Origin of the sequence: Streptomyces sp. NPDC096339 (assembly GCF_044762985.1) — a bacterium.
In the GTDB taxonomy this organism is placed as follows: Bacteria; Actinomycetota; Actinomycetes; order Streptomycetales; family Streptomycetaceae; genus Streptomyces.
This window is the reverse complement of sequence record NZ_JBIWFI010000047.1, coordinates 23623-46209: the sequence shown is the minus strand read 5'-3', so window position 1 is coordinate 46209 and position 22587 is coordinate 23623. Positions and strand designations below refer to the sequence as shown.

The following is a 22587-nucleotide window of genomic DNA, read 5'->3' as shown; positions in this document are numbered from 1 at the left end:
GATTGCTTTGGGGAGGGCAATGTGGCGGATATCGCCATGTCCGGTGCCGGATCTACGGGGGGAGAAGACCCCCTCCAGCGGGCGATATGGCGACTGCGTTCGCGCGGCTGTTGGACCGACGCGGCGGCGCTGCTGACGCCCCACGCCGGCGAGACCGCGACCGCGGGGGCGGCCGTGCAGCGGACCGCGCTACTGGTCGAGCGGTGCCTGTTCACGGGGCAGGGCTGGGCCGAGGCCGAGGACGCGCTGCGGGTCGCCGAGGCGGTCTCGCAGGACGACGACGACCGGGGTGCGGCGGCCTGCGAGCGGGGCCAGCTGGCCTACGCGGCGACCGTGCTGGGCGTACGCGACCGGGCCGACGAGGCCCGTTCCGCGCTGGGCCGGGCGGCGGCGCTGCTGTCCCCGGGGTCCCGTACCCGCCCGCTGCTGGACTTCCGCCGGGGGCTGGTCGCCGAGCACCTGGCGGACGCCCCGCAGTCGGCCCGACCCGCGTACCGGCGCGCCCACGCGGGGGCCGAGGCGCACGGGGACGTACTGCTGCTGTCCTTCACCTGGCGCCACCTCGCGGCGCTGGCCCTGCGGGACGGGGAGGTGGCGGAGGCCCGCAAGGGCTTCCTGGAGTCCCTGCGCATCCGGGAGGAGCTGGGCTTCCTGGTCGGCACGGCCCCGGCGCTGGCCGCCTTGGCCGAGGCCGAGCCGGAGCCGGAGGCGACGCGGCTGCGCGCGGAGGCGCGGCGGCTGTTCCACCTGCTGGGTGGCATCCCGACCTGGCTGGCGGACCAGCTCCACCCGGCCGCCGCGTCCCCTGCGGGGTAGCTCCCGGGATTCCGGTGCGGCGCCGCTGCCGGGGCGCCGCCCCGGACCCCGCTCCTCAAACGCCGGAGGGGCTGGATCGTGCCTCGGCGGCTGAGCCCGCAAGGGCCCTCAAACGCCGGGCCGCACCGCACGGGCGGCATCAGCCAAAATCAGCCCCGCCGGCGTTTGAGGCGCGGGGGTCCGGGGGCGGAGCCCCCGGCAGCGGCGCCGCTGCCGTCAGGCCACAGCCCCGGCGAAGTGCCGCCGTACGAGGGACTCCACCGCCGGGAGGTCACCGGCGATCAGGGCCGCCAGGAGCGCCGAGTGTTCGGCCGCGTCGGCGACGAGTTCGGCGCGGCGGACCCGCGGGGCGCCCGGCAGGGGCCACTGGGCGCGCCGGTGCAGCGCCTCGGCCACCGCCACCAGCTGGGCGTTGCCCGCCAGGGAGAGCACCTCGCGGTGGAAGGCCCGGTCCGCTTCCGCGTATGCCGGCAGGTCGCCCTCGGCCGCCGCCTCCGCCGTGGCGGCCGCGGCCGGGCGCAGGGCCTCCCAGGCCTCGGCGGGCACGGCCCGGGCGAGCCGGAGCATGACCGGGACCTCCAGCAGGCCCCGTACCTCCGCCAGCTCGGCGAGATCCCTCGGGGTCCGTGACAGGACCCGGAAGCCCCGGTTCGGGAGGCATTCCACCGCCCCTTCCAGGGCCAGCTGCTGCATCGCCTCGCGCACCGGGGTCGCCGAGACCCCGAAGCGCTCCCCGAGTGCCGGGCCGGAGTAGATCTCCCCCGGAGCCAGCTCCCCCTCGACCAGCGCCGCGCGCAGGGCGTCGAGGATCTGCCCGCGCACCGAATGGCGCAGCACCTTCCCGGCGGTCTTCTGCTCCGGGATCGACGGGATCGATGGCATCGGCTGCATGCGGCGGCCCTCCTCACTGGTCTCGACCTCGCCCGAGAATATGCGACGTCCCACAAGGTGATACGGCCACCGAGATCAGCTAAGGTGAGGCTTACCTGATAACGATCGTGCGATTCGGTGGTCCCCATGACCGTCACCACCCCGACCGGCTCCCCGGTGGCGGCCGCGTACGCGCGGCTGTCCGAGGCCTACGCCGGACTCCGCGTCACCGAGCTGTCCGCGCTCGACCCGACCCCGCGCGGCGCCGGGTGGGTCGGCGCGGACGAGCTCGCGGCGGGCGGGGCCGCCCTGGAGGCCTTCCTCGCCTGGGACGAGGCCCAGATCGCCCGGGACCACGGCCGCCCGGCCCGCCCGGACGTGGTGGCGGGCTTCGGGCTGCACCGGTACGCGTGGCCGGCCTGCCTGCTGATCACCCTGCCGTGGTTCCTGCACCGGCGCGTCCCCCGGCTGCCCGCCGACCGGGTGGCGTTCCACCGCACCGACGCCCGGATGGCCGTACGCGTCGAAACGTTCGCCTGCCTCCCCGACGACCCCGCGGCGGTCCTCCCCGGCGCGCGGGTCGCGCCCGGCGAGGAGGCGCTGCGCGACGAGGTGCGGGCCGCGGTGGCCGAGCACCTGGGCCCGCTGCTGGAAGGTTTCGGCCCGCGCATGCGCCGCGGCCGCCGCGCCCTGTGGGGTCTGGTCACCGACGAGGTCGTCGAGGGCCTCTGGTACGTCGCGAGCCTGCTCGGGCCCGGCGAGGAGCGGCGCGCCATGGCCGAGTTGGAGGCCCTCCTGCCCGGCGGCACCGACCCGTACTCCGGGAGCGCCGGGTTCCGCACCCTCTCCGGGCCGGCCGGCGAGGAGCTGCCCACCCGGGACCGGGCCGGGTGCTGTTTCTTCTACACCATCCGCCCGGACGACACCTGTGTCACCTGCCCGCGCACCCGTGACGCCGACCGGGTCGCCCGGCTCACGGCGGCCGCCGCCTGAACCCACCCGTACGACTGACCGTAATCGAACTCAACTGGGCCCGAACGAGCACCAGTTCGAGCCACAACACCCTATCCGGCGGGCCCCGCCCCCCGATGGCGTCCACTTGCCCCGAAACCCGCGTGCACGGCGGACCGGCTGCGCCACTATGGCGCCCGGAAAGCCGTACGGCCGCACGTACCGAGGCAAGGACATCCGCATGAGACTGACCGACATATCGCTGGACTGGCTGCTGCCCGGCAGCCTGCTGATCCTGGGCGTGCTTGCGGCAGTTGCGGTGGTGGCCCGGGGCAAGCGCGAGGGCGAGAAGGCCGCGGCCGACGACAGCTGGGAGCGCAGCGAGGAACGGCGGCGGCGCAAGGAAGCCGTCTACGGGACCGCCTCCTACGTCCTGCTCTTCTGCTGCGCGGCGGTCGCCGCCGCGCTCTCCTTCCACGGGCTGGTCGGCTTCGGTCGGCAGAACCTCAACCTTTCCGGCGGCTGGGAGTACCTGGTCCCCTTCGGGCTCGACGGCGCCGCCATGTTCTGCTCGGTGCTCGCCGTCCGCGAGGCCAGCCACGGCGACGCGGCCCTCGGCTCGCGCATGCTGGTCTGGCTGTTCGCCGGCGCGGCCGCCTGGTTCAACTGGGTGCACGCCCCGCGCGGCATGGGCCACGACGGCGCACCGCAGTTCTTCGCCGGGATGTCGCTCTCGGCGGCGGTCCTCTTCGACCGGGCCCTCAAGCAGACCCGCCGCGCGGCACTGCGCGAACAGGGGCTGATCCCGCGTCCGTTGCCGCAGATCCGGATGGTCCGCTGGCTGCGGGCACCCCGGGAGACCTTCGGCGCGTGGTCGCTCATGCTGCTGGAGGGGGTGCGCACCCTCGACGAGGCCGTGGACGAGGTGCGCGAGGACAAGCGGGAGAGGGAGCAGGACCGGCACCGCAGGCGCGATCAGAACCGGCTGGACCGGGCGCGCATCAAGGCGCTGGGCCGGCAGAACCGGGCGTTCGGGCGGTCTCGCGGCCGCCAGGTCGAACTCCCGGAGCTCACGCAGGGAGCTGGCTCCGCGCCGGTCGGCGCGGAGCCGGCCATACCGGAATCAGGACAACTGCCACTGCGACGCCGGCCATCCCTGCAGGCCGTCAGTCGGACCGGGTCCGCTGACGTGACCGGTCCCCGGACGGTGGATCTCACCGCCGAGGACGACACCCAGACCATCCCCCGGCTCGACTCCCTGGAGCGCAAACTGAAGGACCTGGAACAGCAGTTCGGCTGACCGGCGGGTTCTTCTCGTACGGTCCTACCGGTCCCGTGGGGTCCGCCGTCAGGCGGGCCCCACGTCGTATCCCCGCTCCAGCTCGAACCACACCACCTTGCCGCCGCCGAGGTCCGGGGCATCCACGCCCCAGTCGTCGGCGAGCGCCTGCACCAGCACCAGGCCCCGGCCGTGCGTACCGTCGTCGGCGGTCGGTACGTACGGTCGGGGCCGGCGGCCGGCGTAGTCCCGGACCTCCACCCGTAACCGGCCGGCCCCGAGAGTCGCGGACACCTCCGCCCCCTGGTCCGTGTGGACGAGGGCATTGGTGACGAGCTCGGTGATGAGCAGCTCGGCCACTTCGGCGGCATCGGCCGCGCACCGGTGGCGCATCAACTCCCGCAGCGCCCGCCGGACTTCGCCCACCGCTTTCAGATCCGCCCGACGCACGCTCCGGTTGATCACCGGCCCGTCCACCGCGGCCGCCCCGTCCGGACCGGACGGCTCGCGCGGCACCGGCCTGCCTCTGCGCCACGGCTTCCCGGTCTTCGCCCCCACACGCACGGCGATGTGCCTCCCTCGTCGTGTGTCCCCAACTGAGCAACTGGTCGAACAGGTCTACGGGATGCATGCCCCCCGGGCCGGTCCGCACTCCTGCGGGCTTACGGGCGGGGCACGTTGCGGAGGTTGGATCGAGCCATCTGGATCATCCTGCCGACCCCTCCGTCGAGCACGATCTTGCTGGCGGAAAGTGCAAATCCGGTCACCATCTCGGCGCTGATCCTGGGCGGAATCGACAGCGCGTTGGGGTCGGTGACCACGTCCACGAGGGCCGGTCCCCGGTGCCGGAAGGCGTCCTTCAAAGCCCCTGTGAGCTGCTTGGGTTTCTCCACGCGGACCCCGTACGCCCCCGCCGCGCGGGCGATGGCGGCGAAGTCGGGATTCCTGTTCGTAGTTCCGTACGAGGGGAGGCCGGAAACAAGCATCTCCAACTCGACCATGCCGAGGGATGAGTTGTTGAAGAGGACCACTTTGACGGGCAGGTCGTACTGCACGAGGGTGAGGAAATCTCCCATCAGCATCGAGAAACCGCCGTCACCCGACATCGACACCACTTGACGGGAGCGGTCGGTGAACTGTGCGCCGATGGCCTGCGGCAACGCGTTCGCCATGGAGCCGTGGCTGAAGGAACCGATGATGCGGCGCTTGCCGTTCGGGGAAAGATAGCGCGCGGCCCACACATTGCACATGCCGGTGTCGACGGTGAAGACGGCGTCCTCGTCGGCCAGTTCGTCGAGCACCGAGGCCACGTACTCGGGGTGGATCGGGGTGTGCTTCTCCACCTTGCGCGTGTAGGCCTTGACCACGCCTTCCAGTGCGTCCGCGTGCTTCTTCAACATGCGGTCCAGGAAGCGACGGTCCGTCTTGGGCTTCACCCTGGTGTTCAGCGCGCGCAGGGTCTCCCGTACGTCCCCCCAGACGGCGAGGTCCAGTTGGGAGCGGCGGCCGAGGTGTTCGGGCCGGATGTCCACCTGGACGATCTTCACGTCGTCGGGGAGGAAGGCGTTGTACGGGAAGTCCGTCCCGAGCAGGACCAGCAGATCGCACTCGTGGGTGGCCTCGTAGGCGGCGCCGTAGCCGAGCAGTCCGCTCATGCCGACGTCGTACGGGTTCTCGTACTGGATCCACTCCTTGCCGCGCAGGGCGTGCCCGATCGGCGCCTTGATCCGGCCGGCGAACTCCATCACCTCGGCGTGCGCCCCGGCGGTGCCGCTGCCGCAGAAGAGGGTGACCTTGTCCGCCTCGTCGATCAGCCGGACCAGCTTCTCGATCTCGCCGTCACCGGGGCGCACGGTCGGGCGGGCGGTGACGAGCGCGTGCTCCACCGCCTTCTCGGGGGCCGGCAGGGACGCGATGTCCCCGGGCAGCGCGACGACGCTGACGCCGCTGCGGCCGATGGCGTGCTGCACGGCGGTCTGCAGCAGGCGGGGCATCTGCCGCGGGTTCGAGATCAGTTCGCTGTAGTGGCTGCACTCGCGGAAGACCTCCACCGGGTGGGTCTCCTGGAAGTATCCGAGGCCGATCTCGCCGGAGGGGATGTGCGAGGCGAGCGCGAGCACCGGGGCCATCGAGCGGTGCGCGTCGTACAGCCCGTTGATCAGGTGCAGGTTGCCCGGGCCGCAGGAACCCGCGCAGGCGGCGAGGCGACCGGTGATCTGGGCCTCGGCGCCGGCCGCGAAGGCCGCCGTTTCCTCGTGGCGGACCTGGATCCACTCGATATCACCCGTTCGGCGGATCGCGTCCACGATCGGGTTCAGGCTGTCGCCGACGACTCCGTACATCCTGCGCACGCCCGCGCGCACGAGGATGTCCACGAACTGCTCCGCCACGTTCTGTTTCGCCATGGATGGGGCGCCCCTCTCGGGTTCGGCTCTGCCGGGTGCGCCTTCCATCCATGCACGTCCCGCGGGATCGCGCCTGTTGCGGCCGTCGTGCCGGTCACTCCTCCCAGACCGCGGCGGCCGTCCGGTCGTCGGCGTAGCCCTTGAGGCGGAGCTGGGTGTCGGCGAGGAAGGCCGCCAGGCCGGGGGGCTGCGGATCGGACCAGCGCGCGGCGAGCTCGGCCGGGAGCGGGGCCTCCTCCCGCATGGGGCCGGCCAGGCCGACGGAGCAGACCAGCAGGGTGTCACCCGGCCGGGCCACGGAGGCCCGGAAGCGGAAGTCCCCTTCCGACGCGCCTTCACCGGGCTCCAGGTCCTGCCACTCCCCCGACCGGAGCCGGAACAGTCCGCCCGCGCCGGAGCCGAAGCACACCCGGGTCCGGCACTGCGGGTCCACGGGGAGCAACAGGGCGCGCAGCCCGGCGGTGTACGCCTCCTCGGCGAGGCCGAGCTCGGCGGCGTGGGCGCGCAGGCGGCCGTAGCCCCGGTCGGTGAGCCGTTGGAGGCCCGAGCGGAGCGCGTCGCGGCGGCCGGCCCGGATGTCCTCGGAGAGCCGCTCCTGGCTCCGGCCGACGGCCGACGCGACGGTGCGGCAGAGCTCCGCGGCGGCCGCCGGGCCCCCGGGGGCGGCGCGGTCGCCTCCGGCGAGGACCACCATCACCAGGGCGTCTTCGCCGGTGCCGAAGCGGGCGGTGAGCAGGCAGTCCCGGCGGGCTTCGCCCCGGTAGCGGGCGGAGTCCCCGCGCAGGGAGGCGGCGCGCAGGGTGTACGTGCCGTAGCGGGCCCCCTCCAGGACGGTGTCGGGGGTCAGGTCGTCGAGCGCGGCCGGGTCGGCGGCGGGCAGCGCGCCGGGCTCCGCGGCGTAGGTGGGCGCGCGGTCGCCGAGGTGCCGTACCTCGGGCCGCGCCTCCTCCGCCTCGGGTACCGGGACTTCCGCGGTGCGGTCGTCCTCGCGCCAGGCCGGTACGGCCACGTTCCCGAGCACGTACCCGGTGACCCCGCCGGCCCGCGGGTCCGGCAGTGGTGGCGCCGGGGGCGCGGGCGGGCTCGGCGGGGCGGGTGCCGGGCGCGGCCCCGGCACGAGCCCGTGCGCGGGGGGCGCCGGCGGAGCCGGGGGTACGGCTTCCGGGGCGGGCGCGGGCGCCGGTGCGCCGCCGGTGGCCGGCACGGGCGGCCGGACGGGCAACCCGCCGTCCGGGGACGACGCCGGGGACGGCGCCGGGGGCGGCCCCTGCTGCTGCGCGCCGACGGGGGTCGCCTCCGGCGGCGGCGCGTACGCGGGCGAGCCCGGGTGGGGTGCCTGGGCTCGGGGCGGCTCCGGAGTGGCCGCCTCCCACGGCAGGGCGACCGGCTCCGGCGGCGCCGGGCGCGGGGGCTGTCCGGGCTCGGCGGGGCCGGGTCCCCACGGGGGCGCCGGGGGCTCGGCCGGGGGCGGTGGCGGTGGCGGTGGCGGACCTGCCTGCCGGCCCGGGCCGGGGTCCGGCCCGGCGGGGACGGCCGGACGCGCCGGCCGCCCTGGCGCGGGCGGCTCGGAGTCCGGCCGCGCGGGCGGCGCGGAGTCCTGGGCCGGCTGCGGGCGGGGGCCCGGGAGCGGGGGCTGTTCGGGTGCGGGCAGTGCGGCCGACTCCCACGGCCGGACCGGGTGGACCGGCGCGGGGGTCTCCGGCGCGGGAGAGGCGGCCGACTCCCACGGCCGGACCGGGTGGACCGGCGCGGGGGTCTCCGGCGCGGCCGGGCCGGCTTCGCCGGGGACGGGCGGGCGCCGGGGCGTCTCCCCGGGCGCCGAAAGCGGCGAGGGGTCGGAGGGCCGGGCGGGGGTGTCCTCGGCGCCCTGCGGGGACGCCCCGGCACCCGCCCGTCCCCCGCCGGAGGGGTCGGCGGGCGGCGGGCCCGGCGGGCCCGGCGGCTCCGGCGGTTCCGTCAGGGAGGAGGCCGTGTGGAAGCGGTTGTCCAGGGTGTCCCCGGGGTCGGGGTCCGGGACCGCGTCCGGGTCCTCGTACAGTTTCTGCCACCAGTCGTCCGCGCCCGCGCCCTGCTGACTCATGACCTCATTCTCGGCCTACCGCACGAGCGGAAAACGCCGAATGCGCGAAAAGGGTCCACCGGGCCGCCGCCCGGTGGACCCTTCCCCCCTCACCTGTACGAACTAGCGGACGTCATACGCCCGTCCGACCGTCTGGGTCACGGAGGCACCCTTCGCGTCGGTCAGTTCGACCTTCAGCGAAACCTGCTTGCCGGAGGCCCCGGCGTGGTCCACGACCGCGGTCCACGCTCCGCCGTGCTCGCTCACCTTCGCCTCCGTCCAGTGCTCGCCGTCGTACGAGTACGACAGCTTCGCCGACTTCAGTGCCCCCGGCGCGTACCCCGCGTGCCCGGTGACACTCAGCCCGATGCTCTGGCCGCCCGCCGCCGCGACCGTCTTCAGCCCGTCCAGCGGGGCCGCGTACCTCGGGAAGAGGATCGGCAGGCCCTGCGAGTAGGCGGCCGGGTCGAGCTTCGAGGTGAAGGCCCAGGTGGTCGTCACCGCGGTGGACCGCTGCCAGACGCGGGCCGGCGCGCCGATCTTCTCGATGGCCTGCGTCAGTTCGTAGCGGCTCTCTTCGGCCGGGACCTCGAACACCCCGAACGGGTACCAGCTGTCCCCGATGACCTCGCCGTTCCGCTTGAGCTGGAGCCCGCCGATGTCACCGAAGGAGCCCGGCTGCGCGGCGTGGCCGCTGTCGCCCCACATCGCGGGGGCGAAGCCGATCAGGTCGCCCTGCCGTTCGGCGGCCAGGGTCTCCTTGCCCGAGGCGTCGCGCGGGGCGACCGGGCCGGTGATCCCGTCGTACCAAGTCGCCTTGACCGTCTGGCCCTTGGCGTAAGTGCGCTGCTCGCCGACCATGAACTCGCCCCACGGGAAGCTGCTGGAGAGCAACTGGTCCCAGGCGGTGTCCCCGGCCGAGTGGTACTCGGTCCGCGTGCCCGGCACCGCGACGGTCTCGATCGAGCCGAAGTACACCGCCGTGCCGATCGGCCGGTACGCGCCCGACAGGTCGATGAAGTCGCCCGCCACGCCCATGGAGTTGTAGGAGGACTCGACCCGGCCGAGGTCGCGGTCGCGGACCCGGTAGGTGTGGCCGCCCTGGACCTGCCCCTGCTCCGGGAAGGCGAGAGAGTAGGAGTACGGGCTCCTCGCCGTGCCCTTCCAGGCCAGCGTGACCTTGCCCGCCTCCAGCCGCGCGAGCAGCGCACGGCCCTCGGCGGCCTCGATCGACAGCGTGGGCAGCACACCGCCCGCGAAGCCGGTCGAACCGACCCAGCGGCCCGGTGCCTCGCGGTAGGCGAGCACGGCCTTGGCGCCGGCGGCCTTCGCGTCCCGGGCCACCTCGTACAGCGCCCCGTCGACGGTCTTGACCAGGACGATCGCGTCCTTGGCGCCCGCCGCGGCGAGCTCCTCGGGGGTGCCGGTGCCCGCGTCGACGAGCGGGGCGCTGCCGGTTCCGTCCAGGTTGTCGCTGCCCGTGGTCGCGGTGATCGGGTGCAGCGCCGGACCGCCGACGGCCTTCAGCTCGGAGAGGATCGGCGCGCCCGCCCGCCAGTAGCTGCCGAACTCGAACTCGCCGTCCGTGGCGCGGCCTTCGACCGAGGCGTAGAAGCCGCGGATGGTGCGCCCGCCGGCCGCCGTGCCCGCGTGCAGCCAGACGTCGTCCCAGCTGCGGGCGAAGGCGAGGGTGGTGTTGCGGCTCTCGACCGGCTTGTCGGCCTCGATGTCGAGGCGGCCGGCCTTGCGGGCGTCGAGCACGACGGTCGTGTCCTTCTTCACCTCGACCTGGGGGCGGCCGAGGTAGGTGAGGGAGTCGATCAGCGTGGCGCCCTCGCCCGCGTCGGGGGTGGCGACGAAGGCGGAGAGGAAGTACGCGCCCGGCCGGACCCGGTAGACCTGGTCCGCGGAGCCGTCGTTGAAGCGGCGCTCGCCGGTGGCGTCGTCGGTGCCGATCACGTCCAGGGAGGACGGTCCGGCGGCCGGGTTCCCCGCGCGGTCGACGAGCTTGACCCGCAGGGTGACCGTCTGCGGCTCCACGTACAGGGAGAAGGGGGTGGAGACGTGCACGCCGTTCGCCGTGGCGACGACGCGGCCGGTGACGTCCCCGTACTGGGAGCGTTCGAGCTTCGCGGCCGGGTCGAGCGCGAGGGGCACCTTGACGGTGGCGCCGGCGGGGACGGTCACGGTGCGCTGCGCGAGGCGGGCGATCTGGCCGCGGACCTTCGAGCCGTCGTTGCCGGTGACCTTCTCGACGGCGAGGTCCAGCGTGACGGGGCTCGTGCCGAGGTTGGTGTACGGGACTTCGACGGTCCGGCGGTCGCTCTTGTCCTGCGGCCAGTCGTGGGCGCCGCCCTGGACGGCGGGGGCGCTGGTGACGGTGGTGTCGATGGCGGCCTTGACGTCGAGGCGGCCGCCGCCGGTCTCCCGTACGTCCCCGGGGATCGCGGTGTCGGCGGATCCGACGAGGGCGGCCTTGATCTGCTGCCCGGTCCAGTCGGGGTGGCGCTGCTTGACGACGGCGGCGGCGCCGGCGACGTGCGGGGTGGCCATCGAGGTGCCGGACATGGACTGGTAGGCGTACACCCCGCGGCCGCCCATGTTCGCGGCGGAGATGCCCACGCCGGGGGCGGCGATCTCGGGCTTGAGGGTGTGCTGGAGTCCGGCGGGGCCCCGGCTGGAGAAGGGGGCCGTGGTGTCGTCGCGGTCGACGGCGCCGACGGTCAGCACGCTGGGGGCGCAACCGGGCGAGGAGACGGTGTTGTTGCCGGGTCCGGAGTTGCCGGCGGCGATCACGAACAGCGGGCCCTGCCGGGAGAGTTTCTCCGCGGCGGCGGCGAGCGGGTCGTCGCAGGCGGTCTGGGAGGGGTCGCCCAGGCTCATGGAGACCACGTCTGCCTTGTTCTCCACGGCCCACTCCATGCCGGCGATGATCCACGAGTCGAGGCCGTAGCCGCCGTCGTTGAGCACTTTGCCGCTGAGCAGTTCGGTGCCGGGGGCCACGCCCTTCTTGGCTCCGCCGCTCGCCGCTCCGGAGCCACCGACGGTGGAGATGGTGTGGGTGCCGTGGCCCTGCCGGTCGGCGTCGGTGTCGGAGTCGGTGAAGTTCTTCGAGGCGGTGACGCGGCCCGCCAGGTCGGGGTGTTCGAGGTCGGTGCCCGTGTCGAGGACGGCGACCTTGGTGCCCTTGCCGTCGTACCCGGCCGCCCAGGCCGCCGTGGCGTTCACCTGCTTCGTCGACCGCTCCAGGTTCGCCCGGACCTTGCCGTCGAGCCACAGCTTCTGCAGTCCGCCGCCCGCCGCGCGGGAGCGGCTGTCGGCGGTGACGTCGGCGGTGACGTCGGCCCAGAAGTCGGCGGCCTTGCCCTTGTCCGCGGCGAGTGCGACGGCGCCGATGGAACCGAGGACGAGGGACCGGTCGGCGCCGCGCGGGGCCGGCGGGGCGCTGCGCGCCACGTTCACGGAGGCGTCGTAGACCGCGATGAGCGGGAGCTTCTTGGTGTGCGCGTCGTCGTAGCCCTGCCGGACGAGGCCGGTGACGTTGAAGAGTTCGTGGTCGACCTTGCCGGCGGCGAGCGCCTTGACGGCGCCCTCGGGGTAGACGTAGAGGTCCTTGCCCGACTGCCGGGTCTGGACGAGCGGCTGCGAGCCGTCCTCGCGCGGCATCGCGGTGGCGGCCGTGCGGCCGCCCGCGTCGGTGGAGACCAGGATCCGGTCACCCGTGACGAGGGTGACGGTGACGGGGGCCGTGGGCTGCTTTCCGGCCGCCTCGCTGCCGACGAGTGGTCTCTTCCCCGCTCCAGGCGCCCCGTCGCTCGGCTGTGCCGTGGACGGGCCGATGGCGGTGACGGCAAGGACGGCAGCGGTGGCCGCTCCCAGTGCCGTACGCGATATCGGGCGCATCGCTCTCCCCAGGTCAATTCCGGCCAACTGCTGCATTGCACGGCAAAGCTGCCGCACAAGTGGCTTCGGGCCGGCGGATGTTGGTGCTGCGGTGGCATGACCTTTACAGAGGGGCGGGGGGTACGGCGATGATGTCCGCGGCGGGTTTGCGCCGTGGCCGCTTCCCGCCAGGCGCAGTGTCGAAAGGTGGGTGGGCGGGTTGCTGGGTGCCATAGGCCTGGACGAGGGCCAGGAGTCGGCGTACCGCGCCCTGGTGGCGATGGGCGCGGCCGAGGCTCCCGATCTCGCGCACCGGCTGACCCTTCCGGTGCCCCAGACGGAACGGACGCTGCGCCATCTGGAGCGCCACGGCCTGGCCGCGCAGTCCTCGGCCCGCCCGGGCCGCTGGGTGGCCGCCCCGCCCGGGGTCGCCCTGGGGGCCCTGCTCACGCAGCAGCGGCACGAGCTGGAGCAGGCGGAGCTGGCGGCGGCGCTGCTGGCGGAGGAGTACCGGGCGGAGGCGGCCGAGCCCGCGGTGCACGACCTGGTGGAGGTGGTGCAGGGCGCGAGCGCGGTGGCGCACCGTTTCCACCAGCTCCAGCTGGGCGCCGTCGAGGAGGTGTGCGCGCTGGTCAGCGGCCGGCCCCAGGTGGTGACGGGCACCGACAACGAGGCCGAGGACCGGGCCTCCGTGCGCGGGGTCGACTACCGGGTGGTCATCGAACGGGAGGTGCTGACCCTGCCGCGGGGCATCCGGGAGGCGTCGACGGCGCTGGCACGGGGCGAGCGAGTCCGGGTGACGGGGCAGGTCCCGACGAAGCTGGTGATCGCGGACCGCACCCTGGCGATGGTGCCGCTGACCTCGCGCGGTTCCGAACCGGCGGCCCTCGTCGTCCACGCGTCGGGGCTGCTGGAATCGCTGATGGGTCTGTTCGAGGCGGTCTGGCGGGAGTCCCTGCCGCTGCGGCTGGGCACGTCGGGCTCGGCGGAGGAGGGCGGCGGCTCCCCCGACGCCACGGACCTGGAGATCCTCTCCCTGCTGCTGGCGGGCCTGACGGACGCGAGCGTGGCGAAACACCTGGAGCTGGGCCTGCGGACGGTGCAGCGCCGGGTGAAGGGCCTCATGGAGCTGGCGGGGGTCACGACGCGCATGCAGCTCGGCTGGCACGCCTACGAGCGGGGCTGGGTGGCCCGATAGTCGCCGGTCGGTCAGGCTGAGCAGCATGGATCTGCCTCAGCTGCTCCTGGTGGGGCTGGTGCTGCTGCTCGGGGTGGCCGGGGTGATGGTGCCCGGCGTCCCGGGGACCCTGCTGGTGTGGGCGGGGGTGATGTGGTGGGCGCTGCACGAGCGCTCGGCGCTGGCGTGGTCCCTGCTGGTCGCGGCGACGGCCCTGCTGCTGGTGGTCCAGGTGGTGAAGCGGCAGCTCCCGCCGCGCAGGCTGCGGGGGGTGGGGGTCACCCGGCGGATGGCGGTGTTCGCGGGCGCGGGCGCACTGCTGGGTTTCGTACTGGTTCCCGTGCTGGGGTCGGTCCCCGGCTTCGTGGGCGGCGTCTACCTCTGCGAACGGCTCCGTCTCGGCACGCACGGCGAGGCGTGGGCCTCGGCGCGGGCGGTGATGCGGGCGGTGGGGACGAGCGTGCTGGTGGAGCTCTTCGCGTGCCTGCTGGTGGTGGGGGCGTGGGTGGGGGCGGTGGTGGCGGAGTAGACGGCGTCCGCACGTTCCCCTACCGGAGGTCGTCCCCGAGGAACGGGCGCAGGGCGCCGAGCAGGGCGCCGACGCAGGTGTCGCGCAGTTCCGTGCGCGTGCAGGTCTCCTCGGTGAGCCAGTCCAGGCAGAGCACGCGGACGAAGACGAGCCAGCTCTTGAGGACCCCGGCCACGGCGGCCCGGACGGATTCGTCCGCGAGCGGGACGACGTCGAGCAGCCGGGTCCGCAGCTCGTCCAGTTCGCCGTCGATGATCGTCTGGACCACGGGGTCGCCCACGAGCACGCGGTTCGCCGCGAGGACCGTGTTGCGGTGCGCGATGAAGTAGTCGAGGTGGACGTCGAGCCCGTCCTCCAGCTGCGCGAGCAGATCGCCGGGCCGGTCGAACGGGACCCGTTCGAGCAGCCGGTCGGTGGCCTGCCGGTACACGGCGGCGAAGAGCTCCTGCTTCCCGGCGAAGTGACGGTAGAGCAGGGCCCGCGAGACACCGGCCCGCTCGGCGACGTGTTCCATCAGCACGTCCTCGTAGGGGTGCTGGGCGAAGAGCTGCGCGCCGACGGCGAGGAGCTGGGAACGGCGGTCGTCGGGGGTCATTCGTCGACGGGGAGGCATGGAGCCACCTTACTTGACACGCGTCTACTAGTGCCGCCTACTAGTGGACACACGTCTACTTACCAGGGGTGGGAGGTCGGACCATGGCCAGGACTCTCAAATGGCTCGCACTGACGATGGGCGTCGCATGCGTGGCGATCGGGCTGGCACACGTGGCCCTGGGCAATGCGGCGGTACCCGGCGGGGGCGGGGCCGACGCGACGCTCGACAGCCTGAACCGCTTCCTCGGCGCGATCTTCGCGGGCTACGGCCTCGCCTGGCTCTGGGCGGCCCGCCAGTCGCCGATCCCGGCGAGCACCGTACGCCTGCTCGCCGCCGTCTTCCTGCTGGGTGCGGCCGGCCGGCTGATCTCGCTCGCGGTGCACGGGTGGCCGCACTGGTTCCAGGTGGTGCTCACGGTCATCGAACTGGTGATGCCGCCGCTCTACTTCTGGCTGGCGGATGCCGACGAGAAGGCTCACGCGGCGAGGCTGCGGGCGTAGTCGACGGCCGGACGGTTCCGCCCCGCGCGCCTCTCGACCGGAGGGGCGGGCGAATCCGGCGCCGATGCGGATCCGCCGCCGGGACTCCCGCGCGCCCCCGCGTGCGGCCGCCGGACAAGAGCAGACCGCCGGGGCCGATCCGGAGCGCCCCGGGCCCGGCGTGGACACACCAATGGCAGGTGCCTACTGGGCGCGGCCAGGGCGATGAGCGCGAAGTGACCGGTAGCCCGGGTGCACGCCCAGAGTGAGCTGCTGCTGCTCGGCCATGCGGCCGAGCAGGCCCATCAATTGCCGGCGCTCCTCAGGGGAGAGCGCCTGGCACATCTCCTGCTCGTGGGCGGCGCCTGCTTTTCGGAGCTCGGCGAGCAGGCCCAGCCCCTGATCCGTCAGATGCAGGGCGTACTGGCGCCGGTCACTCGCGTTCCTGCGGCGCTCGATCAGCCCGCGCCCCTCCAGCTCGTCGGCGAACGGCACGAAGCGGCTGGCCGGCATTCCGAGGTCGTCCGCGAGTTCACGCTGACTTCGACCGGGGGCGCCGGCCAGCAAACGCAGCAGCCCTGCCTGCGCGGGGGTCAACTCGAGTTCGGCGATCCGCCGGGCGAACAACTCGGCACCGTGAGCTCCCAGCTGCGCCAGCAGGAAGGCGGCGCCCATCCGGGGCGCAGGACTCTCGCTCTCACGATTCACACTCATGACGGCATAATACACAGTTGACAATCATTCCAAGTTGTAATCATTATTCTTCGTGTACGACCTACCCAGGAGGAACCATGGCCATAGCCACCGCCCCTCGGGAGACCGGCACCCGCCGTCCCCAGTCCGGGCCGCCCCTGCTCGCCCCCGTGCTCGCCTTCGCCGCGCTGACCGTGGCCTACGTCGTCGTCAACCGCTCCACCCCGCACCCCGACGCCTCCGGAGCCGCGGTTCTGGACTACGCGCAGACCCACGGCACCGCGATCAAGGTCGGCTCTCTGCTGCTGTTGAGCTCCGCCGTCCCGCTGGTGCTGTGTGCCGCGGTGTTCTACCGACGGCTGCGCGCGCTGGGCATCACCGCGCCCGGATCCGCGATCACCCTCGTCGGGGGTGTGTTGGCAGCCGGCGCCTTGACCCTCTCCGCGACGTTCGCCTGGACTGGCGGTCGCCTGCCGGCGGACACCTCGCCGACCCTCGCCCGCGCGCTCGCGGACCTGTCGTTCCTCTCGGGCGGTCCCGGCTACGTGGTGATGTACGCCCTGTTCGTCGCCGGAATCTCGGTGACGGGCCTGATGGCCGGCCTGCTGCCGCGTGGCGTCACCTGGACCGGACTGCTCCTCGCCGCCGTCGGCATGGTCGCCCTCCTGACCCTTGTGGCCCCTGGATTCGGATACCTGCTGCCGGTCGTCCGCTTCGGCGGCACCCTGTGGCTCGTCTTCGTCGCCGCCCTGCTGCCCCGCACCCGTCCCCGGACCACCGCCGCCTGACGGCGATCCCCAGCGCGAGGAGTGACTTCTCGGATGTCCAACACCCACACCGGCTTGAACGGCAAGGTCGTCCTCATCACCGGCGGATCTCGCGGCATCGGCGCGCAGACCGCTCGGGCCTTCGCCACCGAAGGCGCCAAGGTCTGCGTGGTCGGCCGCGACGAGGACGCCCTCGATGCGGTCGTCACAGACATCTCGGGCGCGGGCGGCACCTGCATCGCCGCCGTCGCCGATGTCACCGACTCCGCGGCACTCGAAGAAGCACGCCGACGCGTCGAATCCCGGCTCGGTCCGGTCGACGTCCTCGCCGCCTTCGCCGGAGGACAGGGCCGCCCCATACCGTCCGTAGACCTGACCGAAGAGCGCTGGCGTCAGGTCATCGACTCGGACCTGACCTCGGTGTTCCTCACCATCCGGACGTTTCTGCCCGGGATGCTCGAACGCGGCAACGGCTCCGTCATCACCATGTCCTCGGCCGCCGGGCGTCAGCCCAGTCAGGCGAACCTCGCCTACGGCGTCGCCAACGCGGGGGTGGTCATGCTCACGCGGCAGCTGGCCAACGAGGTCGGGCCGCGCGGAATCCGCGTCAACTGCATCGCGCCGTCGTCCATCCTCACCGAGAAGGTGAAGGCCAACATGCCGGACGACGTGCGGGCCAAGGTCGCCGCCGCCCACCCCTTGGGCCGGCTCGGAACCCCGGACGACGTCGCCCAGACCGCCCTGTTCCTCGCCTCCGATGCGGCGGCCTGGCTGACCGGGATCACCATCGACGTCGCCGGCGGCCGGGTCACCCACTGAGCCGAGCGGCACGCCGTGGGGATCGAAGGCTCACGCGCCGAGGTTGCGGGCGTAGTCGGCCAGGGCGGCGAGCTGGGCGGGGAAGCCCGCGGCGACGGCTTCGGCCGAGGCCGTCGGCATGGAGATGACGAAGGTGACCCGGGATCCGCCGTCGCCGTCGGGCTCGATGCGGTGGGTGAACCGGCCGGGCACACCGTCGACGTCCACGTCGTCGCTGTAGCCCACCCCGGGAACCACGTCCACGAGCGTGGTCCGCACGGGCGCCGGCAGGAACGCGAACACGGCCTGACGGGACAGCAGTTGGCACTGCTGCGGCTCGTCGCCGAGGAATCCGGCCCGGACCGGCCCGTGCCGCTGGCGGCGCTGCGGGAGCGGCTCTTCATGCACCCCGCGACCATCGGCCAGCTGCTGGACCGGCTCGCCGACCGCCGTCTGATCTCCGTGACGCCGGATCCGGGCGACCGGCGCCGCCGTGTGGTCCGGGTGACCCGGGAGGGCGCGGCCGTCCTCAGCGCCGCCCCGCTGGCCGGCCCGGTACGGCTGCGCCACGTCGAGGCCGAGCCGGACCGCCTCCGGGCCCTCGCGGCCGCCTTGACCGACGCGGTCACGCTCTTCGGGCTGGAGGACTACGCCCCTCGGACCTAGGGCGCTTCTTTCGGATCACCACTGACCAGACTATGAGGCCTGTGTGGTGGCTTCGAGACGGCCTGGTTCTCTCGTACAGGTCCGCTGTCGGGTGCTTGGCGAATTTGTCCTGTCTCGGGGGAGCCCAGTCGCTAGGGTCGTCATGATCACGAAGACCATGAGCAGGGGGAGCGATGGGCCGGACAGGCAGAACGAGACGATGGGCCGCTACTGCGGTGGGACTGACGCTGGCGACAACGGCGTTGGCAGCCTGTGGAGGCGGCGGCTCATCGGATGCGCAGGCGCCTGGCAAGTCCCCGGAACAGTCCCAGGCGGCTTCCGGGAAGCCGAGCCGTCCGGTGTTCGACCCGCCCGTGCGCTTCGAAGGGCCCGCGGTCGAATTCCCTGATGCCAAGCAGCCAAGTACGGCGAGCGGGGACGCGACACGGCCCGCGGTCACCCTTGCCGACGGGGTTGCCTACGTCACCGCCGAGGAGGGACTGGAGGCGATCGACACCGAGACCGGTGACCCGAGGTGGGAGGCGACGACGAAGCACCCCGCGGAAAAGGGCGGTTTCGGAAGCAACCGCACCGCTCCCCTCGTGTCGGCGGACGGCAAAACCGTGCACGCGGCTTGGGGCAGGAATGTGAAGGGTGAAGGCACAACGCCCGACCGGGTCTTGATCGAGGTGCTGGCCGTCGAGACGGCTACCGGCAAGACGGCGTGGTCGGCTGAGGTCGCTGTCGATGCCACCTCGGTCAGCGCACCGCGGATCATCGGAGTCGATGCCACCACAGTGCTCGTCACCGGGGCCGGCACCACGTATGCCGTTGACCCCTCCACGGGCACCGTCCGCTGGAAGAAGTCCAAGTTCAGCGCGGTGACCCTGGCCGACGGTGTCGTTGCCGGTGGCGAGAGTACGGGGTTCGGTGAAGGCAGGCTGCTGGGACTTGCCGCGGCCACGGGCGAACAGCGGTGGACCGTGGCAGAGGCGCAGGAGCCGGCCGGAGCCGCGCCCCGGCTGCTGAGCGCAACCCTCAAGGACAAGACACTCGTCGTGGATGCGGTCACCGGTAAGCAGCGAGCGGCACTCGACGGCAGGGGCTGGCGGTGCCGCCACGACGGACAGTCCCTGGTCTTGTGCTCCAAGTACGGGTACGGGGAGGCCGACCGCGGGATCACCGTGTTCGACGCCTCTTCTGTGCAGCAGCGATGGACGTTGCCCGGGGGCTCCGGACGGAAGGTGCCGAAGGTCAGCGGATTCTGGCACGGTGCCGTGTACGGGGAGGTCGGCGACGAGCCGATCGTCCTGGACGGCACGACGGGACAGGACCGACAGACGTCTGCCGGCGCGGCGCCGTACGAGATCGATCGGTATGGCGGTGTGGTGGGATCGAAGTTCTATCGCGCCGCAGGCTGACGATGGCGGCCTCCTGAACCTTCATGGTCGCCGGAACCCTGCCGTGCGCCTGAAGCGGCGCCGGGCCGTTCCTTTCGGATCACCTCGCTGACCAGATGAAGATGGCGGCGAGGTGGAGTCCGGCGAGGTAGATGGTGGCCGTCTTGTCGTAGCGAGTAGCCAGGCCGCGCCACTGCTTGAGTTTGGGTTGATGCACCGCTCGACGGTGTTCCGTTGCTTGTAGGCCTCGCGGTCGAAGGCCGGCGGGCGGCCGCCACGCTTACCGAGGCGCTTGCGGTTGGCCGCCTGGTCGGCGCGCTGCGGGATCACCGCCCGGATCCCGCGCCGGCGCAGGTGGGAACGGATCGCGCGGGAGGGGTACGCCTTGTCGGCCAGGACCACGTCCGGCCTGGCTCTCGGTCTGCCGACCGGCCTCGGAACCCGTAACCGGCCCATGACCTGGGGGAACGCGGGTGCGTCACCGGCTTGGCCAGGTGTGATGACGAAGGCCAGGGGTCGGCAGCAGTTGACAGCGGCCAGGTGGATCTTCGTGGTCAGTCCGCCGCGGGACCGTCCGAGGGCGTGGTCAGCCGGCTCGCCGTCCGGGGCCCCCTTTGACGGGCCCCGGCGGCGTGCTGGTGGGCACGGACGATGGTGGAGTCGACCGCGACGACCCAGTCGAGGTCGCCTTCGGCGTCGGCCTGAGCGAGGAGGGCGGTGAAGACCTTCTCCCAGGTCCCGTTGGCGGCCCACTTCCGCAGCCGGTTGTGGGCGCCCTTCCACGATCCGAAGGACTCGGGCAGGTCCATCCACGGCGTCCCGGTCCGGTACTTGAACGCGATCGCATCGATAACCTGACGGTGATCACGCCACCGCCCACCCCGCCTCGGCGCCCGATCCGGCAGCAACGGCTCGATCCGCGCCCACTGAGCATCAGTCAACGACACACATCAACCAACGATCAGATGATCCGAAGGAAACGGCCTAGGACCGTGGCCCGATGCGGGGTGCGGCGGCGCCTGCGAGGCTTGCGGACATGAGGGACTTCGACGGTTTCAGCGAGGCGGAACGGGCATACCTCCGCTCCCAGCACCTGGGCCGGCTGGCCACGGTGGACGCGGCGGGTCAGCCGCAGGTGAACCCGGTGGGCTTCTTCCCGCAGGAGGACGGGACGATCCTCGTCGGCGGGATGGCCATGGGCGCGTCCAAGAAGTGGCGCAATCTGCGGGGCAATCCGCGGTTGGCGCTGGTGGTCGACGACCTGGTGAGCACCCGTCCGTGGCAGGTGCGCGGCATCGAGATCCGCGGGTACGCGGATCTGGAGGTGGGCCCGCACACGCTCGGCCCCCACTTCAGCCCGGAGGTGATCCGCATCCACCCGGAGCGGGTGCACACGTGGGGGCTGTGACCCCGCCCCCTCCCGGGCGGGTGCGGCGGCCTGCGGCTGCGGTGGGCGGCGGCTGCGGCTGCGGCTGAGCGTGGCGGGGGCCGCTGCGCGGGGCCGTCCCCTACCCGCCCTTCCGCCGTTCCCCGGGGCCCAAACGCCGGCGGGGCTGACTTTCCAGCCCGTCCGGCGTTTGAGGACCAGGTCCGGGCAGCGCCCGGGGAACGGGGAAGGGCGGGGTGGGGCGGGGAGAGGCTCCGCGCAGCGGCACCCGGCACCCCGCACCCGGCACCCCGCACCCCGCACCCGTGAGGGCTAGACCCGCCCGCCCCGCTTCGCCGCGTAGTTCGCTCGGCCCTGCGCCGACTTGAGGCGCCAGTCACGGCGGATCTCCGCCCGCAGCCGCGCGTCCGTCTTCGCCACGATCCGCTGGTTCTCCCGCAGCAGCTTGCGGTAGCTCTCCAGCCGGCGTTCCGACAGCGCGCCCGCGTCCACCGCGGCCAGCACCCCGCACCCCGGCTCCGCCTCGTGCGCGCAGTCCTGGAAGCGGCAGCGTGCCGCGTACTCCTCGATCTCCGAGAAGACCTGACCGACCCCCGCCTCGGCGTCCCACAGCCCGACGCCCCGCAGTCCGGGGGTGTCGATCAGTACGCCGCCGCCCGGCAGGGCGAGCAGGTTGCGGGTGGTCGTCGTGTGGCGGCCCTTGCCGTCGACCTCGCGGGCCGCCTGGACCTCCATGACCTCCTCGCCGAGCAGCGCGTTGGCCAGCGTGGACTTCCCGGCGCCCGAGATGCCCAGGAGCACGCTCGTGCCGCTGCCGACGACCGCGGCCAGGACGTCCATGCCCTCCCCCGTCAAGGAGGAGACCGTCAACACCTGGACCCCGGGCGCGGTGGATTCCACGTCCTGGACGAGGTGTCCGAGCGTCACCGGGTCGGGGACCAGGTCCGCCTTGGTGAGGACGACGAGCGGCTGCGCCCCCGACTCCCAGGCCAGTGCCAGGAAGCGCTCGACGCGCCCGAGGTCGAGTTCCACGGCCAGCGATACGGCGATGATCGCGTGGTCGACGTTGGCGGCGAGGATCTGCCCCTCGGACCGCTTCGAGGAGGTGGAGCGTACGAAGGCGGTCCGGCGCGGCAGGTACGCCTTCACGTAGCGCGGGTTGCCGCCCGCCTCCACCGCCGCCCAGTCACCGGTGCAGATGACCCGGAGCGGGTCGTGCGGGGTGACGAAGGCGGTGTCGGCGCGGACGACGCCGTCCGCGGTCATGACGTCGCACTGGCCGCGGTCGACCCGTACGACCCGGCCGGGAAGCAGACCTTGCGCGGCGTACGGAGCGAACTCGGCTGCCCAGTCCTCGTCCCAGCCGTAGGCGGCGAGGACGTGCCGATCACCGGAAGGGGAAGACGTGTTGAGCGAAGCGTTGAACAAGGGGAACCCTTCGAAGGGTGGCCCCGGCGGCGCGCTCGGCGCGCGGAAGTTCCAGTGGGTGTCAGCCGGAGACCACAGGGGTGGAAACGATGAACTCCTGAATGGGGGCAGCGCCCGTCACCATGACAGTCATCACTTTCCTCACCTCCTGTTTCTTCTCCACGAACCAACAGCGTACGAACCGACACCGCTCGCTCCGGAGCGGATGAGCAGAACCCTAGGCCGGCCCATGGGCGGGGCACCACCGATTTATCGTGAAGGTGGTTCAGGGCACGAACCCGACGCCATCTCGGCATGTGGACGCACGTCCTTCCGTCGAGCCCGACCCGGTCCTCGCACCCGGACCTGCGGAAACGTCCGGCAACCGACCCCCGCCGTCAATACCACAACCACATCATCACGTGACCGGGCGTCCCGCGCATCGTTG

General features: G+C 72.9%; 20 protein-coding genes and 1 pseudogene. 11 read left to right on the top strand and 10 right to left on the bottom strand.

What is annotated here, in order from left to right:
- The first annotated feature begins 21 nt into the window (after window positions 1-21).
- On the top strand, window positions 22-816 hold the full coding sequence (locus ACIQ5Y_RS36330; RefSeq protein WP_403890631.1) for a hypothetical protein: 795 nt from the start codon (window positions 22-24) through the stop codon (window positions 814-816).
- A 216-nt stretch (window positions 817-1032) separates the two neighbouring features.
- Here the strand turns inward: ACIQ5Y_RS36330 and ACIQ5Y_RS36325 are convergent, their stop codons facing one another.
- Window positions 1033-1707 (bottom strand): GntR family transcriptional regulator, encoded by a 675-nt coding sequence (locus ACIQ5Y_RS36325; protein WP_403890629.1) that lies wholly within the window; start codon window positions 1705-1707, stop codon window positions 1033-1035.
- Between the two features lie 126 nt (window positions 1708-1833).
- Between ACIQ5Y_RS36325 and ACIQ5Y_RS36320 the strand changes: the two genes are divergently transcribed.
- On the top strand, window positions 1834-2679 hold the full coding sequence (locus ACIQ5Y_RS36320; protein ID WP_403890626.1) for a (2Fe-2S)-binding protein: 846 nt from the start codon (window positions 1834-1836) through the stop codon (window positions 2677-2679).
- A 199-nt stretch (window positions 2680-2878) separates the two neighbouring features.
- Window positions 2879-3937, top strand: coding sequence for a DUF2637 domain-containing protein (locus ACIQ5Y_RS36315; RefSeq protein ID WP_403890623.1), 1059 nt, complete (start codon window positions 2879-2881; stop codon window positions 3935-3937).
- A 48-nt stretch (window positions 3938-3985) separates the two neighbouring features.
- Here ACIQ5Y_RS36315 and ACIQ5Y_RS36310 read toward each other — a convergent pair whose 3' ends face one another.
- From ACIQ5Y_RS36310 to ACIQ5Y_RS36295, 4 genes are all read right to left on the bottom strand, one after another.
- Complete coding sequence (locus tag ACIQ5Y_RS36310) at window positions 3986-4474, bottom strand: ATP-binding protein (protein ID WP_403890664.1); 489 nt, start codon at window positions 4472-4474, stop codon at window positions 3986-3988.
- A gap of 104 nt (window positions 4475-4578) precedes the next feature.
- On the bottom strand, window positions 4579-6321 hold the full coding sequence (locus ACIQ5Y_RS36305; RefSeq protein WP_403890620.1) for a pyruvate dehydrogenase: 1743 nt from the start codon (window positions 6319-6321) through the stop codon (window positions 4579-4581).
- Window positions 6322-6415: 94 nt separating this feature from the next.
- On the bottom strand, window positions 6416-8401 hold the full coding sequence (locus ACIQ5Y_RS36300; RefSeq protein ID WP_403890618.1) for a protein phosphatase 2C domain-containing protein: 1986 nt from the start codon (window positions 8399-8401) through the stop codon (window positions 6416-6418).
- A 102-nt stretch (window positions 8402-8503) separates the two neighbouring features.
- Complete coding sequence (locus tag ACIQ5Y_RS36295) at window positions 8504-12283, bottom strand: S8 family peptidase (RefSeq protein WP_403890615.1); 3780 nt, start codon at window positions 12281-12283, stop codon at window positions 8504-8506.
- Between the two features lie 199 nt (window positions 12284-12482).
- Here ACIQ5Y_RS36295 and ACIQ5Y_RS36290 point away from each other — a divergent pair, with 199 nt between their 5' ends.
- Window positions 12483-13460, top strand: a complete 978-nt coding sequence (locus ACIQ5Y_RS36290; RefSeq protein ID WP_403890612.1) for a helix-turn-helix domain-containing protein — start codon at window positions 12483-12485, stop codon at window positions 13458-13460.
- 25 nt (window positions 13461-13485) lie between these two features.
- Entirely contained in the window at window positions 13486-13968 is a 483-nt protein-coding gene (locus ACIQ5Y_RS36285; RefSeq protein ID WP_403890609.1) for a DUF456 domain-containing protein, read from the top strand.
- Between the two features lie 19 nt (window positions 13969-13987).
- Here the strand turns inward: ACIQ5Y_RS36285 and ACIQ5Y_RS36280 are convergent, their stop codons facing one another.
- Entirely contained in the window at window positions 13988-14581 is a 594-nt protein-coding gene (locus ACIQ5Y_RS36280; RefSeq protein WP_403890606.1) for a TetR/AcrR family transcriptional regulator, read from the bottom strand.
- A gap of 83 nt (window positions 14582-14664) precedes the next feature.
- On the opposite strand from ACIQ5Y_RS36280, the gene ACIQ5Y_RS36275 reads away from it, so the two are divergent.
- Window positions 14665-15063 carry a DUF4345 domain-containing protein gene (locus tag ACIQ5Y_RS36275; protein WP_403890604.1) on the top strand — a complete coding sequence of 133 codons (399 nt, stop codon included), beginning with the start codon at window positions 14665-14667 and terminating at the stop codon, window positions 15061-15063.
- Between the two features lie 183 nt (window positions 15064-15246).
- On the opposite strand, the gene ACIQ5Y_RS36270 is transcribed toward ACIQ5Y_RS36275, so the two are convergent.
- Window positions 15247-15756, bottom strand: a complete 510-nt coding sequence (locus ACIQ5Y_RS36270) for a MarR family winged helix-turn-helix transcriptional regulator (RefSeq protein ID WP_403890601.1) — start codon at window positions 15754-15756, stop codon at window positions 15247-15249.
- 77 nt (window positions 15757-15833) lie between these two features.
- Here ACIQ5Y_RS36270 and ACIQ5Y_RS36265 point away from each other — a divergent pair, with 77 nt between their 5' ends.
- On the top strand, window positions 15834-16523 hold the full coding sequence (locus ACIQ5Y_RS36265) for a DUF4386 domain-containing protein (RefSeq protein ID WP_403890599.1): 690 nt from the start codon (window positions 15834-15836) through the stop codon (window positions 16521-16523).
- A gap of 33 nt (window positions 16524-16556) precedes the next feature.
- Complete coding sequence (locus ACIQ5Y_RS36260; RefSeq protein WP_403890596.1) at window positions 16557-17321, top strand: SDR family NAD(P)-dependent oxidoreductase; 765 nt, start codon at window positions 16557-16559, stop codon at window positions 17319-17321.
- Between the two features lie 30 nt (window positions 17322-17351).
- On the opposite strand, the gene ACIQ5Y_RS36255 is transcribed toward ACIQ5Y_RS36260, so the two are convergent.
- Window positions 17352-17708 (bottom strand): hypothetical protein, encoded by a 357-nt coding sequence (locus ACIQ5Y_RS36255; RefSeq protein ID WP_403890667.1) that lies wholly within the window; start codon window positions 17706-17708, stop codon window positions 17352-17354.
- Between ACIQ5Y_RS36255 and ACIQ5Y_RS36250 the strand changes: the two genes are divergently transcribed.
- Window positions 17622-17966: a MarR family transcriptional regulator gene (locus ACIQ5Y_RS36250; protein WP_403890593.1), complete on the top strand. Its 345-nt coding sequence runs from the start codon at window positions 17622-17624 to the stop codon at window positions 17964-17966. The two genes, ACIQ5Y_RS36255 and ACIQ5Y_RS36250, sit on opposite strands and share 87 nt — an antisense overlap.
- Window positions 17967-18181: 215 nt before the next feature.
- Complete coding sequence (locus ACIQ5Y_RS36245; RefSeq protein WP_403890590.1) at window positions 18182-19366, top strand: PQQ-binding-like beta-propeller repeat protein; 1185 nt, start codon at window positions 18182-18184, stop codon at window positions 19364-19366.
- Between the two features lie 79 nt (window positions 19367-19445).
- Here ACIQ5Y_RS36245 and ACIQ5Y_RS36240 read toward each other — a convergent pair.
- Window positions 19446-20292: pseudogene (locus tag ACIQ5Y_RS36240) on the bottom strand (IS5 family transposase).
- 89 nt (window positions 20293-20381) lie between these two features.
- On the opposite strand from ACIQ5Y_RS36240, the gene ACIQ5Y_RS36235 reads away from it, so the two are divergent.
- Window positions 20382-20753 carry a PPOX class F420-dependent oxidoreductase gene (locus ACIQ5Y_RS36235; protein WP_403890587.1) on the top strand — a complete coding sequence of 124 codons (372 nt, stop codon included), beginning with the start codon at window positions 20382-20384 and terminating at the stop codon, window positions 20751-20753.
- A 291-nt stretch (window positions 20754-21044) separates the two neighbouring features.
- Here ACIQ5Y_RS36235 and rsgA read toward each other — a convergent pair whose 3' ends face one another.
- Window positions 21045-22160 (bottom strand): ribosome small subunit-dependent GTPase A, encoded by a 1116-nt coding sequence (rsgA, locus tag ACIQ5Y_RS36230; protein WP_403890584.1) that lies wholly within the window; start codon window positions 22158-22160, stop codon window positions 21045-21047.
- Between the last annotated feature and the right edge of the window lie 427 nt (window positions 22161-22587).